Raw genomic sequence first — 16,581 nt, forward strand, 5'->3', positions numbered from 1 at the left:
CTTACTTTGCGGCGCTCTGCCCGACCTTTTCGCGCAGGCTCTTGATGAGCCCGTCGATGCCGGAGGAGTTCACAACCGAGGCAAACTGACTGCGGTAGTTGTCCACGAGCCAGATACCTTCCACATCAACGTCAATGATGCGCCACTCGCCCCTCACCTTCTTTAAGCGGTAGTTGATGCGCATATCGGGCTTACCCGGCGCCACCAGAAGCGTACGGACAATGGCGTCCGTTTCCGTGGGCTTGACGCGGTTGGGCGCAAGCTTCACCGTCTGATCCTTCACGGTCGCAAGAGCCCCGGAGTAGACGTTGGTGAGCTGAGCGCGGAAAAGGCTCTGCAGTTCGGTGCGCTGCTCTGGCGTTGCCGTACGCCACTTCGGGCCCACGGCCATACGGGTCATGCGCACGAAGTCCACAACCGGCATCACCATTTCGTCCACGAACTTGCGGACCTGCTGGGGATCGGCCTGCGCGAGCTTGGCATCGCCCTTGATGCGCGAAAGGATGTTGTTGCTGATTTCAACGACCCAGGTCTCAGGATCGCCCTTGGCGTCAGCGGCGGCCAAAACGGCCGGAATCTGCGTTAAAAGTCCGAGTGCGGCAGCTGCTGCCGCAAGCGTGCGTCTTGTAATCATTTGGCTTTCTCCGCGGACGCGGCCTCTGAAGCAGTCTGTGCCTCAGCCTTCTCGTCCTCATCTTCAAATTCATCGGGCGTAAGTTCCAGCGGGGGATTACCGTCGTAAACGGCGTTTCTGCGCGTAGAGAAATACGCTTCCCGCGCCATCACATAAGGATCAATCGAATCACGCAGAAGGTCCGTAGCAGGGAGCATCCGCGCTCTCAGATCCACCGCGTACACGCCCCATGAACCCCAGCTCACCAAGTCGTTTTCAACATAGGTCATGGGTTCGCCGAAACAGTCGACAACGTCACCTGCGGCATCCGTCACGGTCGAGGGCCCTAGGAAAGGAATCACGAAGTACGGTCCCCTGGGGACACCCCAGACCTGCAGCGTCTGGCCGAAGTCCTCACGGCGCTCGGGCTGATTGCCCACCGTTCCCGCCACATCAAAAATACCGCCTAGACCGAAGGTGGTGTTGATCAGGAAGCGAAACACCGAGGCAAGCGTATCCTCGCCCTTACCCTGCAGCGCGTTATTGACAACGTTGGAGGGTTCGCCGAGGTTAACAAAAACGTTGGTGACACCGGTGCGCACGGGCTCAGGCACCACGTTGACGTAGCCCTTGGCGATCGGACGCATCACGAATTCGTCCAGAACCGTATTCATCATGAAGGTCTGGCGGTTCATTTTCTCCCAGGGGTCTTCGGGATTGGTACCGGCATCGGGCGGCACCGAAGCGCAGCCCGCAAGCACGAGTGCCGAGGCAAAGCCCGCCGCCAGAGACAATTTATTGAAACGCATCTTCTTATTCCTGCGCGCGTTTTATTTTTTGTCGTCGCCGCCCTTTTCAGCCATCTGGAAAAGGAACTGACTGATCAGGTTTTCCAATACGAGCGCCGACTGTGTCTGTTCGATTTTGCTGCCCTCTTTGAGATCACCGTCGTCGCCCCCGGCCTGCAGCCCGATGTACTGCTCGCCCAGCAGGCCCGAGGTGAGAATCTTTGCGGAGGTGTCGGCCGGGAACTTGTAGCCGCTGTCAAGGTCCATCTTCACCGTGGCCTGAAAAGTCGACTGGTCAAAGGTGATGTCCCTCACGCGCCCCACAACAACGCCGGCGCTTTTGACCGGCGCACGGGCTTTGAGTCCGCCGATGTTGTCGAAGTTTGCCGTCACTTCGTAGGTTTTGGCACTGAAGGAGAAGTTTCCGAGGTTAGCCGCCTGCAGTGAGACAAAAAGCAAAGCGACAAAGCCGGCCAGAACGAAAAGGCCGACCATAAATTCCATGCTTCTGCGTTCCATAGTCTGTCTGTCAACTCAAAAAAGTTAAATTCCGGAAAACATGAGGGCGGTCATCATGAAGTCAACGCCCAGCACCAAAAGCGAACTGATCACAACCGTACGGGTCGTGGCGCGCGAAACGCCGTCAGGGGTCGGGCGCGAGCTGTAACCCTGAAAAAGAGCCACCAGCCCTACAATCACGCCGAACACAAAGGACTTGATGACGCTGTTTACAACGTCAATGTAAAGGTCCACGCCGTTTTGCATCTGCGACCAGAAGGCGCCGTTATCCGTGCCGATTAACTGCACGCCCACAAACCACGAACCGATGATGCCGATGGCGGAGAAAATAATTGCCAGAACCGGCATTGAAATGACGGCCCCCAAAAAGCGCGGCACAATGATGCGCCGCAGGGGATCCACCCCCATCATTTCCATGGCGGCAAGCTGTTCGCCCGCGCGCATCAAACCGATTTCAGCGGTAAGCGAGGTGCCGGCGCGGCCCGCAAACAAAAGTGCCGTCACCACCGGGCCGAGTTCACGCAGCAGTGACACGGCAACCAGAACGCCCAGCGCCTGTTCGCTGCCGTAGCGCACCAAAATGTAGTAGCCCTGCAGCCCCAGCACAAAGCCCACAAAAAGCCCCGAAACCGAAATGATCACCAGGGAATAGTTCCCGATAAAGTGAATCTGCTGGACAACCAGCCCGAAGCGCGAAAACCCCGCACCCAGACGCAGGAAAACCTGCCAGGAAAAAAGCGCGAGCTTGCCGATGCCTCTGACCTGACTGATGACGTAGTGCCCGAGCGCGGCAATCACCTGATAAAGCCACTGACTCATAAGGGCCTCACTGAAAAATCCGCCGCACGGTCGGCTGCCGGATAATGAAAACGCACGGGACCGTCCGGGGCTCCGTCCAGAAACTGCCGCACATAGGGATCCTTGGAAGCCGAAAGCACCTCGGGTGTGCCTTCCGCAGCAATGCGGCCCGCGTTAATCATGTAAACGTAGTCGGCAATCGCAAAGGTTTCCGCAACGTCGTGCGTCACGATAAGGCTTGAGGCGTTTAAGGCATCGGTAAGCCTGCGGATCAACTGCGCGGTAATGCCCATCGAAATGGGATCAAGCCCCGCAAAGGGTTCGTCATACATGATGAGGGCCGGGTCCAGGGCAATCGCGCGCGCGAGCGCCACGCGCCGCGCCATGCCGCCCGAGATTGCCGAAGGCATCAGAGCGGCGGCGCCTCTTAACCCTACGGCATCAAGCTTCATGAGCACCAGATCCCGGATTGTTTCTTCATCCAGATCCGTCTGCTCCCTCAAAGGGAAGGCGACATTGTCAAAAACGGAGAGATCGGTAAAAAGCGCACCGAACTGAAAAAGCATCCCCATCTTGCGCCTGAGCCGGTAAAGCTCTTTCTGATCCGCGGCGTCAAGCGTCTCACCGTCTAGAATAATGCGGCCTTTCTGCGGCTTTAACAGTCCGCCGATGAGCTTTAAGAGCGTCGTCTTACCCATGCCCGAGCCGCCCATGATCGCCACGACCTGCCCGCGGCCGAAACTCAGGCTCACGTCATCCAAAATAACGCGGCTTGAGTAACCGAAGGTCACATCGTCGATCTGAAGATAAGGATCCGTCAGGGACATCGTATTAATGCGTCTGTGAGAATAAAAAGCTGAACGGATGTTCAGCATGGTTCATTCGATTATGGCACGTCAGGCTTACGGCTGCATACCGCAAAGCCCGCTGAAACTGCAACAATTTTTGAGCCCGCCTTAAGAGGCCGCCCGTTTTTGCACCCGACTCCGTCAGAGTGCCGGCTCTTTCAATGGCGCCTTTATGGCCTCAGGCTGCAGCACAGCTTCAGCTTTTACCGCGAGGGGATCGGCCACGCCGATCGCCGCGCTCATCACGGCACTGGCGCGGCGGCACAGGCTGTGACGGTCTTCACCGGCCATCGGCCGGATGGGTTCGCCGATTTTGATCAGAATTGTCAGATCCGGCGTATTCACAACCTTCCAGAGGCACTCAAAAAGTCCGACCTTACCGACGTAGGCGGGCGCTGTTGTAATTTCGCCGCGGCTTTTGTAGCGCAGCACCACCGGAATCACTTCGGCACCGGTTTTGGCGGCCGCATCAAACAAATTGGCATGAAGCTTTAAAAGGCCCGTACCGTCAGAGGTTGTGCCTTCCGGAAACATCAGAAGGGTTTTGCCTTCTTCCAGGGCCTTTTGCATGTTGGAGCCGATTCCGAGCAAAGCCTTGCGGTTGCCGCGCTCAATAAAGATTGTGTTCACGGCCTTGGCGATACCGCCGAAGACCGGCCACTTGGCAATTTCAGCCTTGGCAACAAAAGCCGAGGGCACAACGCTGTCCAGGGAAAAGATATCCAGAAACGACACGTGGTTGGAGACGACCAGCCGCCCCATCGCCCCGGGTGTAATGCCGCAGTCGTGCACTGCTTCTTCGGCAATTCTGCCCTCCACTTCAACGCGAATGCCGAGCCAGCGGGGAAGTTTTCCGGCCCAGCGCCGGATAATGCGCCCCTTTTTCTCATCCGTTGACCGCGGAAAAACAAACGCAATCAGAAAAAGGCAGCAGACGGTGTAGACAAACACCGAGAGAAAACGGGCACAGGCACCGATACGCATTGCTTTAAACCTCCGGATGCCGCTCGGGGCACCCTTCATCAAACCATTGCTGCAGGATAACGGCGGCCGCGGCATCGTCAATCACCTCGGCCCCGGGATTGTCCCGTTCGGCTTCAACCGACGAGTAGCGCTCATCCACCGTGAAAACGGGCAGATGAAAGCGCCCTGCGAGCTGCCTGGCAAAGCGCGAAGCCCGCACGGTCACTTCGTGCGCCGCGCCGTCGGGGTGCCGCGGAATACCGCAGACCAAAACCAGCGGCTGCCACTCACCGATGAGCTTTTCAATGGCGTCCCACCGGCGTTTTGTGGTGCCGTCGATCACGCAGTGAGCGTGCGCTGAGGCCGTGAGTGTGTTTCCGAGCGCCACGCCGATGCGCTTAACACCGAAATCAAAGCCCAAAACGGTTCCCTGCGGCACCATGCCCGTCATCCCTGCTGTTGTTTTAGTACGTCGGGCGCATTTTACGCGTGCCCCGGGCCCGGCATCCGGAAAACCGAGGGGGTGTCGGTGGGCTCAGGCGGCTCGTCTCCGACGGCCGCGAGGGCCGCCTCATAGCGCTCCTCAACAGGCATATCAAAGACAATCCGGTTGTCCGCGGGCGCAATCAGCCAGGCGCCGCTTTCGATCTCCCCTTCGAGCTGCCCGGGTTCCCAACCGGCGCAACCCAAAACGATGTAGGACTTTGCGGGGCCCTTACCTTCGGCAATGGCCTTTAACAGATTGGCCGAAGCCCCGAGCGCAAGTTCCCCGTCCGTGAAAATCAGGGGCTCACCGTCAGCGGCCGGCGCATGCACGATAAAGCCCCGGGTATTGGCAACCGGCCCGCCCCAGCCCAGGCGGGCCGAGGGATCAGCCGTGCATTCAAACCCAAGTTGCCGGCAGGCTTCCTCCATCGTCACCGACGACTCACGGTTAAGCACCAAGCCCAAAGCCCCGGTCCCAGCGTTATGCCCCACAAGCAGAATCACGGTTTTGGAAAAGAACGGATCCTTCATGGAGGGGGTGGCCACCAGAAAGCGTCCGGCCAATGTTTTTTCTGTCACGATTCAATGCCTCCAGGGACTAAAATACGCTCCTAGCCCGCCATACGGGTTCACACCTCCCATATGCGGACGAGAATAAATATATCAAGACCGGCGAAGAAACTATCCGCCGGTTTTCTTTTCCGCGTAAAGCGGATCCGGAAAACGCCATGGTTGAACAGGTTCTTGAAAAACTCTGCACACTTTTTGATGAAGGCAAAGCCCGCTACCGCGTCATGCACCACCCCGCAGGTGAACGCTCAAGTGCGTCGGTGGCTGAACTTCGCGGCACCGAGCTCGGTCAGGGCGCCAAGGCCCTCGTGTGCATGGTGAAGGGTAACGGCGTCAAGCAGTACGTCCTTGCGGTGCTCCCCGCAGACTGCCAGGCCGATCTCGTAAAGATTGCGCACGCTTTCGGCGGCACGCGCTGCGGACTGTGCAGCGCCTCGGAAGTCATGGACCTCACGGGCTGCATCTTCGGAGCCGTCCCGCCCGTCTCCTTTCACGAGAAGCTTCTTAACATCGCAGACCCCACGCTTTTTACGCGCTATGAGAAACTCGCCTTTAACGCGGGCTCGCGCGACACCTCAATCATCATCAATACCGAAGACTTTCACCGCATCGTGCACCCGAAGGAAATCGATTTTCTGAAATCCGCTGAAAACTGATAAAAAAATGAACCATATTGATTTTGCGCAGGTTTTAAGTGCTGCGCTCACACCCATTACGCTCATTTCGGGCGTGGGTCTACTGCTTCTTACCATGTCGGCCCGGTACGCGCACACCACCGGGCGCGTACGGCAGCTGCTGCGCACACGCAACCTGATCGGCAACAACGATCCGAAGCTCAATCACGCCATTGAACTCATCTTCATGCGTGCGGCACTTCTGAAAAAAGCGATTCTGCTTGTGGTGCTCTCAGCGGCCTGCTCGGGGCTTCTCGTGTTGGCAAGCGTTGTTGAAGCGATGTTCGGCACGCCCCTTGAAACCCTCAAAGGCATTCTTCTTTTGGGCGCTGTGGGTCTTATCGTGATTTCAACGATTTTCTTTTCGTTTGAAGTCAACATCTCGCTTAAAGCGCTCGGCATGAGCGTGCATCACTGACGGGGAAAGAAAAATGGAATACATTGACTTTGCCTACGTTTTAAGCACGTCGCTCACCCCCATTACGCTCATTTCGGGCGCGGGGTTTCTGCTGATGACGATGTCGGGGCGCTATGAGCACACCACAGGCCGCGTAAGAGAACTGCTTCAGGCCAAGGATCTCGCAGGCTACGAAAACCCCGAGCTTGATGAAGAGATCGAACTTATTTTCCGGCGCGCGACGCTGCTGAAAAAGGCGATTCTTCTGGTGACGCTTTCGGCGACGTTTTCCGGTCTTCTGGTGCTTTCCAGCGTCGTGGAATCGATGTTTAACGTGCCGCTTGAGATCGTCAAAAGCATTCTGCTTTTAATCTCCGTGGGGCTTATTGTTCTCGCGGCCTTTACCTTTGCCCTGGAGGTCTCAATTTCGGTGCGGGCTCTGGGGATGAGCGTACACCACACGGACAACACGCACGGCTAAACGCACTGCACAAAAAAAATGCCGGAACTCTTTTGTCGGAGCCCGGCATTTTTTTGTTGCCTTCAGCTTTCCTCAGCCAAGGCTTTAAGCGCCTCTTCGTTTTGCCGCAGAAACTGCACCATGGCGGTTTTGCGCTTCACCGCAGCAATCTCGGGATAGCGGTCTTTGAGCCGCGCGACGATTTCCTTCACGGAACTTGCCGCCACAAGTTCGGCCGCAGCCGCGGTCTTAAGGGCTGCGGCCGCAAGGCGCTCAGTGCTTGCGGCCTGGGCACCGGCGGGATAAATCACCCGCTTCGGACGTCCTGCCATCGCCGGAGCAATCCTTAAGAAGCCTTTGCCTGAGGCGCTGCTTCAGGGGCCTTCACCTCTGCAGCAGGCGCGCTCTTAACGGTCTCAGCGGGCTTTTCGGCGGGCGCCGTCTTTTTCACGGACTTTTCGGCGGCGGGTTTGGCCGCTGCCGCTTTCCTGACCGTTGTCTTGCGGGCCGCGGGCTTTTTAGCTGTCGTTTTCTTCGCGGGCACCTTCGTTTCAGCTGCAGTTTCCGCAGCGGGCGCAGCAGCCGGTTTCTCAGCCTCCGCCTTCACGGTCTTTTTTGCGGTTGCACGGGGCTTTTTCGCGGCAGCTGCGGCTGTTTCAGCCTTGGTTTTAGCCGTCCGGGGTTTGCGTGCAGCGGGTTTGGCGGCAGGCTTAGCCTCCGCCTTCTCTTCCGGCGCCGCGGCCGTTACCTTTTCCGGTTCGGCCGTCTTGGCTGTCTTGGTCGTCTTGCGGGCGGCGGGCTTTTTGGCTGCCGGCTTTTTAGCCGCCGTCTTTTTCACAACGGGTTTCTTGGCGGCCGCCTTTTTCGCGGCCGGCTTTTTTCCCTCTCCGGACTCAGCGTCCTTGGCGGCTTCAGCGGGCTTCGTGCGCATATGGCGCTTATCGGGCACAAGGCGCGGTTCGCCGGAATCCTTCGGGGCCTTCACAGCGGCTTCAAGCGTATCAACCGGATCTCCCCCCGTGCGGCTCGGCTCATGACGCCGGACGTCGGTGCCTTCCTGATTGGTCCACTCATAGTCGATTGCCTTGGGGCAATGGCCGGGCTTTGGTTCGTAGAGCTTCCGGATGAAATTGAGAATAGCCTTGAACATCGATTCTGCCTCCTTGCCTGATCCACACATGAGAGTTGTATCAACACACACCGCTCCCATCATAGTCAAGCCATTGACGGAAAAGCCAAACCAACCCCCCGTTTTTCTGCCGTTCGTTGTCGAAAGCACACAAAAAAGACCCGCCGTTTACACGGAATTTGCATTAAAGCCCGGTTTTGACCCGCGGTTTTTGCTGTTGAGCACATCAAGCCAGTCCTCTCCCACGGCGTCCGGCACCTTCACTTCAACGGTGAGTCCGGAAAGACTCAGGCGCCTTGCAAGCTCGAAGGCCGCCGCCTGTCCAGCGAAATTGGCATCGTTATCGGAAAAGACCACCACTTTTTTCACGCCCGCGGGCACCGCCTCAAAAGCGGCAAGATTTGAGGCTCCGAGCGCCGCCCAGACGGGAAAGCCGAAAAGCGCAGAGGCGGCCAGTGCCGTTTCAACGCCCTCCGCGACCCCGAGCACAGCTCCGGGGTTACCGAGTTCAACGGCGGCGCCCCGGATTTTTCCGGGCGTCACGCGTTTGGGCGACTCAATCGGGGCCTTCATGCCCTCCTCGGTGAGATAGGTTCGGTGCAGTGCCGTCACGATGCCTTCGGCGTCCGTCACGCGGGAGAGCATCGCCGGGAAAACGGTCTCAGTCTCTTCCTCACTGTCGCTCACAAAAAGCGCGGGGTGGCAGCGGATTTCGCTCCCGGCGTTTGCCGGGTCAAGTCCGCGGTTTACAAGGTACTTCCATACGGGATCAGCGGGCGCCACGGGACGCGCCTGCGCCCAGAGTTTCAGATGAAAGGCGACCGGTAAAGAGGCATCTTCCTGCGCTTCTCTCACGGACTTTACGGGCTCGACCGGGACGTCAATCCCGCAGAAAGATTCCACTTGTGCCAAAGCCGCCGTGCGCGAAATGCCGTTAACGCGCGCTATAAGTTCAAACCCGTCTCCGGGGCCGCAGCCGCGGCAGAAGAAGTTGCCGGCGCCGAACTTGTCGTCAAAAATAAACCGGTCGCGGCCGCCGCAGTTGGGGCACGGCCCCGCCCGGCGCGATAAAAACGCTTCGTCAATGCCGCAGGCAATAAAGATTTCGCGCCAACGCCCCTGCGCCGCACGCCGGGCCCTCTCAAAGCGCTCCGACAGTACCGTGCTCTGCATGATGAGCCTCCTTATGCAAAAAAGGCCGGCCAAAAACGAAAATCCCCCGCGGATTCAGTTTTAATCGTGGGGGATTTTCAGCCGGCTGTCAAGCCGGCTTCATGCGGAGGCAATGCATGACGGTTACGGGAAGGCCATCCAGTCGGAATCACGGTCCTTCCAGGGGTCCGTGGTCACATCAAGGCTTCTCACGATCCCCTTGGTGTCAAACTGCGGCCACACGGCCATATCAAATCCGCCGTGATCCTTAAAGCGGTACATCCAGGCGTGTTCGTTCACCAGGTGAAACTCGTACTTCTGCGCGCACCGTCCCCAAAGTTTCCAGACATCGGCTTCGGTGGATTCGCCGATTTTGATGAGCGGAAAATATTTTTCCTGCAGCCCCTGCTCACGCCCAACGACGCGTCCGGTCTTATCCATGAAAAGCCACCAGACTTCCTGGCCGAAAGGCTGCATGGAATAGGTCCAGCGTTCCGTGCCGTCAGGCATCGGTGTTTTGGCCATGGGCTCTCCGAGCTCCTGCGCCACAACCGCTGAGGACTCACCCATATCGATTAACTGCGGATGAGCGCACCCGGCAAGAAAAACCACCGCGGCCGCGGCCGCACAGAAAAGACGAAAACCACCCTTCATAACGCAACCTCAACGGGCAAAGAAAACCCCGTACGCCTTCGATTGTAGGAAGGCCGCACGGGGGCGCACAAAAACAGACCGCCAAAAGTCGTTTCAGAGTTTGTCGAGGTGGTGTTCCACGGCAAAGACGGCCGCCTGCACACGGCTCTTGATGTTGAGCTTACGCAACACGCTCTGCACATGCACCTTCACGGTGGATTCCGCGAGGTCAAGCGCACGGGCGATTTCCTTATTGGAAACGCCGCGGGCCAGCCACGCCAAAATCTGACGTTCACGGGGCGTAAGCGACTCCACGTCAGGAGCCGGGGCCGCGAGGTAAGAGTCGCGCCGCAGTTTCATTACGAGCTTACTGGTCATCTCTGGAGAAATGACCGAGTCACCCGCCACGGCGTGGCGCACGCTCTGCAGCAGAAAGTCCGCGTCAATCTTCTTTAAAAGATAACCGCGGGCACCAAGCCGCATGCATTCGGCCAGATCATCACCGTCTTCGCTCACGGTGAGCATCAGCACTGCCATGTTGGGATCGGCTTCCAGAATCTGCTCAAGCGCCTCATGCCCGTTCATGGTGGGCATATCAAGGTCAAGCAGAACCAAGTCGGGCTTAACCTGCTCCACGAGCTTGACGCCCTCAAGACCATCGGCGGCTTCGCCCACGATCTCAAAGTCGTTCTGACGCGTCAGAAGCGCCTTCAGACCGCTGCGGAAAAGCGTGTGATCGTCAATGAGCGCAATCCGGATTTTTTTGACTGCCTCAGTGTTATCGGCGGCTTCCATGCTTTTGACTCCCAAAAGTCCTCAAAAACTGCGCAAACAGAAACAGCTGCACAGTCTCTGACGGTTAAATGTGTTTTACGCGTGCGCGGCGCCTTCATCGGCAGCAGCCGGGGCCGCACCGCTTTCCTGGGCCTTGGCCTGCGCCTGTGCGAGACGCTGCTGATAAAGCGCTTCAAAGTTCACTTCCGGCAGATGCACCGGGGGCAGTCCTGTACGGGTCACGATGTCGGCGAGGTTAGCACGCAGATAGGGGTAAACGATCGTCGGACACATGACGTTGGTGAGGTGCGCCACGGCTTCGTCGGGAATGTTGCGGATATCAAAGATACCGGCCTGCTTGCCTTCCACGAGGAACATCGTCTGATCCTTCACGGTCACGGTGATCGTGCCGCGCACAACCACTTCCCAGGCGCCTTCCATCGGAAGCCGGCGCTGAGAGACCTCAAACTGAATGTCCACATTGGGCTGCTCGGCGGGCGCCGTGAGGAAAATCTCCGGGGCGTGCGGCATTTCAAGCGAGGCGTCCTTTAAATAGCAGCGCACGAGCTGGAAGCTGGGCTGCTGCGCCGCTTCTTCGTTGGCAGGCTGGGCATTGTTGGTGGTGTTTTCTTCGGCCATGGATAAACTCTGTCAAAAAAAATTCGGACTGAAAACAAACGGTCTGCCGGCTTTATCCGAAGCAGCCGGCAGACGCCGAAAAACCGGGGGAAAAAATCAGCGCGAGAAGGGAAGCTTAGCGGTACGCCAGGCGTTTAAGCCGCCCGCGAGAATAAAGACTTCCTTAAAGCCCGTGCCTCTTAAAAGGGGCGAAGCCATCCGGGAGCGCCGGCCGTCGTCATCGACGAGAAGCACCGGGCGCGTCTTATCGAGCTTACCGAGTTCGTTCTGAATACGGTCGGCGGGAATATTAACCGAGCGGGCGATGCATTCCTTTTTAAAGTCCGCCGGGTCTCTGAGATCCACAATCTGGGCGTTTTTATGGTTGATGAGTTCGGTGGCTGAGCGGTTGTCGACTTCCGGCCCCCAGCGGCGCTTGGCAACGTAAGGCCACGCAAGCGAAACCACGCACACGCAGATAATGGCAATCAGCAGAATATTGTCCAGCAAAAAGGCGTTCACGATTGACTACTTTCACTTAAAGGAAAAATCCTTTCGCCGACTGCATCAGCACAGTCTTTTTGGAAAGGGCGCAGTCCGTCATTATAGAATGACGGAATAGGCTTCTTTTTTCCTGATCTAGGGCAGTCAATACCATGCATAAACTCGTTCTGATGCGCCACGGACAAAGTCAGTGGAACCTTGAAAACCGCTTTACCGGCTGGACCGATGTGGACCTCACCGAACAGGGCCGCGCCGAAGCCAAAAAAGCGGGCGAACTTCTCAAAAGCGAAGGCTACGGGTTTGATATTGCCTTTACGAGCGTCTTAAAGCGCGCGATCCGCACGCTCTGGATTACGCTTGACACACTGGACGAAATGTGGATCCCGGTGAAAAACTCCTGGCGCTTAAACGAACGCCACTACGGGGCGCTGCAGGGGTTAAACAAAGCCGAAACCGCCGCCAAGTACGGGGAAAAGCAGGTGCTTATCTGGCGCCGTGCCTACGCCACGGCCCCCAATCCGCTGCCCGAGGGGGATCCCCGCAGTGCGCTCACAGATCCCCGGTATGCTGACGTCGATCCGAAACTCATTCCCGCAACCGAATGCCTCAAAGACACGGTCGCCCGCGTCGTTCCCTACTGGGAAGAAGTGATTAAGCCCACGGTTGCCTCGGGTCAGCGCGTCATCATTGCCGCTCACGGCAATTCCCTGCGTGCGCTCATCAAGCATATTGATAAGGTGAGCGATGATGACATCGTCTCGCTTAATATCCCCACGGCGCAGCCCCTCGTCTACGAGTTTGACGATGCGATGAACCCGATCCGCCACTACTACCTCGGTAACGCCGAGGAGATTGCGGCGGCGGTGGCTGCCGTCGCCGCCCAGGGTAAGGCAAAGTAAGCCCGATCGGAGAAAAACCGGCCCGCCGGAGGTTTACCGGGCCGGCCGGATTATTTCTGCCATGCAGCAGCGCTTTATCCCGCGGGTGTTGGGCCCGCTTGCCGTGTGTGCCGCCCTTTTGGGCGCGGCATCAGCGGTGTTGCCTGCCTGGAGCAAACCATCGCCCGACGCAGACCGCAAAACACTCACCCGTGAGCGCGACTCCCTTAAGGGGCAGATTTCCGACATCCGCCGCGACATCAACCGCAAGGAAGCGCGGCTTGACGCGATCAACACCGATCTCAGAAAAAGCGAACAGGCGATCAGCCGCAGCAGCCGGACCCTTAAAGAGTTGAGCGAACAGAAAAAAGGCGTTGAAAACCAGCTCTCCGACTTAAGGCGAGAAGCCGCGATCGTCGGCGAACACGTTAAGGACGCCGAGGGGACGGTCGCTTTGATCAGCCGGGCGCAGTACATGAACACGCTACGGCATCCCTGGCAGACAGTTTTGATGGGCGGCAACCCCAACGACATCTCCCGCATGACCGGGATGCTCCGATACATGGCGCGCGAACAGGACCGCACGATTGACCGCCTGGAAAACCGGCAGAAAAACATTGCCGAGGTGACGCGCAAAACCAACGCCAAACGCACGGAACTCGCCAAAATCGAAAAAGCCGAGCAGGATAACCGCCGGCAGCTTGAGCGTGAGAAAAAAAGCCGCGAGACGGCGTTAACCGACCTCAAAAAAGCGCTGGACAGCCAGCGGGCCCGCTACGAGCAGCTCGTCAAAAACGACCGCGAACTCAGTAACCTCATCGCAGGGATCGACAAGCGCATTGCCGAGGCCGCCAAAAAGGAAGCCGCCCGGCAGCTTGCGCTTAAAAAAGAGGCGGAAAAGCGCCGCCGCGAACAAAAAGCCACGGCCCGCACCGAGCCCCCTGCAATTGCCTCACCGTCGCTTAATTTCAGGTCACTTCGCGGGAAACTTCTCATGCCCACGCGAGGCACGGTTGCGGCGCGCTTCGGCCAGAAACGCGCGGGCGCTGCGGCAAGCCTTCCCTGGCGGGGTCTTTTAATCCGCGCAAAACCGGGGCAAAGCGTGGTGGCCACGGCCCCGGGCACCGTTGTCTTCAGCGACTGGATGCGCGGCTTCGGCAACCTCCTCATTCTCGATCACGGCTCCAACTACCTTTCCGTCTACGCCAACAACGAGTCGCTTTATAAGTCTGTGGGCGACAAGGTGCGCCAGGGCGAAACCATTGCGAGCGTCGGTAGCTCCGGAGGCGAAGACGAGCCCGGCCTATACTTTGAACTCCGTTACAAAGGAAAACCCTTTGACCCGAGCCGATGGCTTGCCCGGTAAGCCCGCGCTTCGGTATTCTTGACGTCTTTGGTATACGTGTGCACCGCTTTTACTGCGCTTTGCTGCGGCAAAATTTCCGGTGCTCAACCGGCGTACCCTCAACAAACATAAAAAACTGACTCTCCCCTCGAGATCATGACCATTCGTACATTCATGCGCTCAGCGGCACTCGCTGCCGCGGGCGTTGCCTGCGGCGCAGCGCTTACCGTGAGTCTCACGGCTTTTGCCGAAAAATCCCGTACGGTGCAGCTGCCGGTCGAAGACATCCGGCTCTTTGCCGACGTCTTCGGCTCCGTCAAAAACTATTACGTGGATGAGATTTCGGACAAAAAGCTCCTGGAAAACGCCGTCAAAGGCATGGTTGAAGGGCTCGATCCCCATTCGACGTTTCTTGACGCGAAAGCCTACGCGGACATGGAAGAAAGCACGATGGGCGAATTCGGGGGCCTGGGGCTTGAGGTCACAAAAGATCCTTCGGGCGTCAGGGTTGTCTCCCCGATTGACGACACGCCGGCGGCCCGCGCAGGCGTCATGGCGGGCGACCTCATCATCAAGATTGATGACAAAGCCACGGCCGATCTGAGTCTGAACGAGAACGTCAAGCTCATGCGCGGCAAACCCAAAACAAGCATTGTTCTGACGATTGCCCGCAAGGGGTCGGCAAAACCCATCGTCATTAAGCTTGAGCGCGCGATCATCAAGATTCAGTCGGTAAAAAGCAAGCTTCTCACCGATAACGTGGGCTACATCCGCATCTCGCAGTTTCAGGAGCGAACGGCCGATGATGTGGCGCTTGCCTACACAAAACTTGCCGATCAGGCGCCCCTTAAAGGCGTGGTGCTTGATCTGAGAAACAACCCCGGGGGACTTCTGCAGGCCGCCATCGGCGTCTCCGCTGTGTTTCTGCCGGAACACAGCCTCGTTGTTTCCACCCGCGGGCGCACCCCTGAAAACGAGAAAAAGTACCTCGCTGTGCTGCGTGACTACGCCGTCGGAAACGAGTCGCCGGACCATATCGCACAGGTTCCGGAATCCGCCAAGAGCGTGCCGCTCGTGGTTCTCGTCAATCCCGCCTCGGCTTCGGCCTCTGAAATCGTCGCGGGCGCCCTGCAGGACCACAAACGCGCCACGATCATGGGCACGCGCTCCTTCGGCAAGGGCAGCGTTCAGACCATCATCCCGCTGCGCGTCAAAAACGGTGAGACAACGGGCGTGAAATTTACGACCGCACGCTACTACACCCCCTCGGGCCGCACGATTCAGGCCAAGGGCATCACCCCCAACATCGCCGTAGACGATACGCCGGAAGGCAACTACCCGTCCTTTAACCTCAGAGAGTCCGACCTCGCGCACCACATTGAGGTGACGGACGGCAAGGATGAGGACGCAAAGGCGGCGAAAAAGGAAACGGACGACGCCGGTGAGGAGGCCTTTGACGAAGAAAACGCCAAAGTACCGACCCTTCGCTACATGTTCGGAGACGACAAGGACTTTCCGCTTGAACAAGCCAAAAACCAGCTTCTCGGCAAGAAAGTGATCACGCACGCCGAAACGCAGGCAAAGCTTAAGGCTGAAGCCAAGACCGCCAAGGAAAAAGCCGCCAAGGAAGCCGCTCAGAAAGAAAAAGCCAAGGCAAAAACCGACGCCAAGGGGGAGAGCAAATGACAAATCCCGCAGCTGAACGCTACAGCCGGCAGGTGCTTCTGAAAGAATGGGGCGAAGCAGGTCAAAGAGTGCTTTCTGAAGCACACTTTGTGGTGATCGGCGCCGGCGGCATCGGCTGCCCCGCACTTTTGGCGCTCGCGGAAGCCGGCGCCGGCCGCATCACGGTGATTGACTCCGACACGGTGGATGAAACCAACCTGCCGCGTCAGATTCTGCACATTCCGGCGCGCATCGGCATGAATAAGGCTGAAAGCGCGAAGCGGATGCTCTCCGACATCACGCCCGACGTGCCGGTGACCGCGGTCGCGGAGCGCGCAGACGATGCGCTTCTGGCCCGGCTTCTCGACGAAAAAAGCATTCTTCTTGACTGCTCGGACAACTTCAAAACGCGCCACACCGCAAACCGTGCGGCGCACGCCGCACGCAGACCGCTTGTGACGGCCTGCGCCGTGCGCTTCAGCTTTCAGATCGCGGTCTTTGACTTCAGCCGGCACCCCTCGCCCTGCTACCAGTGCACGTTCCCCGAAGACGAAGAAAAGGATGTAAAGGCCGCGCAGACCGGGGTTTCCGGGCCCGTCACCGCGATTGCCGGGATGTTTGCCGCGCAGGAAGCGATCAAACTCGTTTTGGGCGTAAAAGGCCTTGACGGGAAACTGTTGATCGGCGACACGCTCACCATGAAGTTTGACGTCATGGGCCTCTCCGCAGATCCGGCCTGCTCCGTCTGCGCAAAATAATTCCGGCGG

General features: G+C 58.2%; 22 protein-coding genes. 7 read left to right on the forward strand and 15 right to left on the reverse strand.

The window, feature by feature from the left end; genetic code table 11:
* Window position 1: 1 nt before the first annotated feature.
* From BQ7486_RS02590 to BQ7486_RS02625, 8 genes are all read right to left on the reverse strand, one after another.
* Complete coding sequence (locus BQ7486_RS02590; protein WP_074008855.1) at window positions 2–634, reverse strand: MlaC/ttg2D family ABC transporter substrate-binding protein; 633 nt, start codon at window positions 632–634, stop codon at window positions 2–4.
* Window positions 631–1,422: an MlaA family lipoprotein gene (locus tag BQ7486_RS02595; RefSeq protein WP_074008856.1), complete on the reverse strand. Its 792-nt coding sequence runs from the start codon at window positions 1,420–1,422 to the stop codon at window positions 631–633. Before BQ7486_RS02595 ends, BQ7486_RS02590 begins: the two co-directional genes overlap by 4 nt.
* Window positions 1,423–1,443: 21 nt before the next feature.
* Window positions 1,444–1,920 (reverse strand): outer membrane lipid asymmetry maintenance protein MlaD, encoded by a 477-nt coding sequence (gene mlaD, locus BQ7486_RS02600; RefSeq protein ID WP_074008857.1) that lies wholly within the window; start codon window positions 1,918–1,920, stop codon window positions 1,444–1,446.
* 24 nt (window positions 1,921–1,944) lie between these two features.
* Window positions 1,945–2,739: a lipid asymmetry maintenance ABC transporter permease subunit MlaE gene (gene mlaE / locus BQ7486_RS02605; RefSeq protein WP_022372784.1), complete on the reverse strand. Its 795-nt coding sequence runs from the start codon at window positions 2,737–2,739 to the stop codon at window positions 1,945–1,947.
* The gene (locus BQ7486_RS02610) at window positions 2,736–3,545 is read right to left on the reverse strand and encodes an ABC transporter ATP-binding protein (protein ID WP_074008858.1); all 810 of its coding nucleotides are present in this window, start codon (window positions 3,543–3,545) and stop codon (window positions 2,736–2,738) included. The genes mlaE and BQ7486_RS02610 overlap by 4 nt, the downstream gene beginning before the upstream one ends.
* Before the next feature lie 162 nt (window positions 3,546–3,707).
* Window positions 3,708–4,550: a lysophospholipid acyltransferase family protein gene (locus tag BQ7486_RS02615; RefSeq protein ID WP_074008859.1), complete on the reverse strand. Its 843-nt coding sequence runs from the start codon at window positions 4,548–4,550 to the stop codon at window positions 3,708–3,710.
* A gap of 4 nt (window positions 4,551–4,554) precedes the next feature.
* Window positions 4,555–4,971, reverse strand: a complete 417-nt coding sequence (ruvX, locus tag BQ7486_RS02620) for a Holliday junction resolvase RuvX (RefSeq protein ID WP_022372787.1) — start codon at window positions 4,969–4,971, stop codon at window positions 4,555–4,557.
* A gap of 41 nt (window positions 4,972–5,012) precedes the next feature.
* Complete coding sequence (locus BQ7486_RS02625) at window positions 5,013–5,594, reverse strand: YqgE/AlgH family protein (protein WP_143183010.1); 582 nt, start codon at window positions 5,592–5,594, stop codon at window positions 5,013–5,015.
* 149 nt (window positions 5,595–5,743) lie between these two features.
* On the opposite strand from BQ7486_RS02625, the gene BQ7486_RS02630 reads away from it, so the two are divergent.
* Genes BQ7486_RS02630 through BQ7486_RS02640 form a run of 3 tightly spaced genes read left to right on the forward strand, consistent with a single transcriptional unit; the run spans window position 5,744 to window position 7,137 of the window.
* Window positions 5,744–6,241, forward strand: coding sequence for a YbaK/EbsC family protein (locus BQ7486_RS02630; protein WP_022372788.1), 498 nt, complete (start codon window positions 5,744–5,746; stop codon window positions 6,239–6,241).
* Between the two features lie 7 nt (window positions 6,242–6,248).
* Window positions 6,249–6,677, forward strand: coding sequence for a DUF2721 domain-containing protein (locus BQ7486_RS02635; protein ID WP_074008862.1), 429 nt, complete (start codon window positions 6,249–6,251; stop codon window positions 6,675–6,677).
* Between the two features lie 13 nt (window positions 6,678–6,690).
* A complete protein-coding gene (locus BQ7486_RS02640) occupies window positions 6,691–7,137 on the forward strand; it encodes a DUF2721 domain-containing protein (RefSeq protein ID WP_022372790.1) in 447 nt (148 codons plus the stop codon).
* Between the two features lie 62 nt (window positions 7,138–7,199).
* Here the strand turns inward: BQ7486_RS02640 and BQ7486_RS02645 are convergent, their stop codons facing one another.
* From BQ7486_RS02645 to BQ7486_RS02675, 7 genes are all read right to left on the reverse strand, one after another.
* Window positions 7,200–7,448: a hypothetical protein gene (locus BQ7486_RS02645; RefSeq protein WP_074008863.1), complete on the reverse strand. Its 249-nt coding sequence runs from the start codon at window positions 7,446–7,448 to the stop codon at window positions 7,200–7,202.
* A 14-nt stretch (window positions 7,449–7,462) separates the two neighbouring features.
* A complete protein-coding gene (locus BQ7486_RS02650; RefSeq protein WP_235836714.1) occupies window positions 7,463–8,266 on the reverse strand; it encodes a hypothetical protein in 804 nt (267 codons plus the stop codon).
* 147 nt (window positions 8,267–8,413) lie between these two features.
* On the reverse strand, window positions 8,414–9,418 hold the full coding sequence (locus BQ7486_RS02655) for a DUF7146 domain-containing protein (protein WP_074008864.1): 1,005 nt from the start codon (window positions 9,416–9,418) through the stop codon (window positions 8,414–8,416).
* A 123-nt stretch (window positions 9,419–9,541) separates the two neighbouring features.
* Window positions 9,542–10,051, reverse strand: coding sequence for a hypothetical protein (locus BQ7486_RS02660; protein ID WP_074008865.1), 510 nt, complete (start codon window positions 10,049–10,051; stop codon window positions 9,542–9,544).
* Window positions 10,052–10,144: 93 nt separating this feature from the next.
* Window positions 10,145–10,825: a response regulator gene (locus BQ7486_RS02665; protein ID WP_074008866.1), complete on the reverse strand. Its 681-nt coding sequence runs from the start codon at window positions 10,823–10,825 to the stop codon at window positions 10,145–10,147.
* A gap of 75 nt (window positions 10,826–10,900) precedes the next feature.
* Window positions 10,901–11,443 carry a protein-export chaperone SecB gene (secB, locus tag BQ7486_RS02670; protein ID WP_022372795.1) on the reverse strand — a complete coding sequence of 181 codons (543 nt, stop codon included), beginning with the start codon at window positions 11,441–11,443 and terminating at the stop codon, window positions 10,901–10,903.
* Window positions 11,444–11,539: 96 nt separating this feature from the next.
* A complete protein-coding gene (locus tag BQ7486_RS02675) occupies window positions 11,540–11,944 on the reverse strand; it encodes a rhodanese-like domain-containing protein (RefSeq protein ID WP_074008867.1) in 405 nt (134 codons plus the stop codon).
* 134 nt (window positions 11,945–12,078) lie between these two features.
* Here BQ7486_RS02675 and gpmA point away from each other — a divergent pair, with 134 nt between their 5' ends.
* From gpmA to BQ7486_RS02695, 4 genes are all read left to right on the forward strand, one after another.
* Window positions 12,079–12,825: a 2,3-diphosphoglycerate-dependent phosphoglycerate mutase gene (gene gpmA / locus BQ7486_RS02680; RefSeq protein ID WP_074008868.1), complete on the forward strand. Its 747-nt coding sequence runs from the start codon at window positions 12,079–12,081 to the stop codon at window positions 12,823–12,825.
* A gap of 61 nt (window positions 12,826–12,886) precedes the next feature.
* Complete coding sequence (locus BQ7486_RS02685; protein ID WP_084765592.1) at window positions 12,887–14,170, forward strand: murein hydrolase activator EnvC family protein; 1,284 nt, start codon at window positions 12,887–12,889, stop codon at window positions 14,168–14,170.
* Between the two features lie 135 nt (window positions 14,171–14,305).
* Entirely contained in the window at window positions 14,306–15,835 is a 1,530-nt protein-coding gene (locus tag BQ7486_RS02690; RefSeq protein WP_235836715.1) for a S41 family peptidase, read from the forward strand.
* Window positions 15,832–16,572, forward strand: a complete 741-nt coding sequence (locus tag BQ7486_RS02695) for a HesA/MoeB/ThiF family protein (RefSeq protein ID WP_074008870.1) — start codon at window positions 15,832–15,834, stop codon at window positions 16,570–16,572. Before BQ7486_RS02690 ends, BQ7486_RS02695 begins: the two co-directional genes overlap by 4 nt.
* Window positions 16,573–16,581: the final 9 nt, after the last annotated feature.

Origin of the sequence: Duodenibacillus massiliensis (assembly GCF_900128485.1) — a bacterium.
Lineage (GTDB): Bacteria > Pseudomonadota > Gammaproteobacteria > Burkholderiales > Burkholderiaceae_F > Duodenibacillus > Duodenibacillus massiliensis.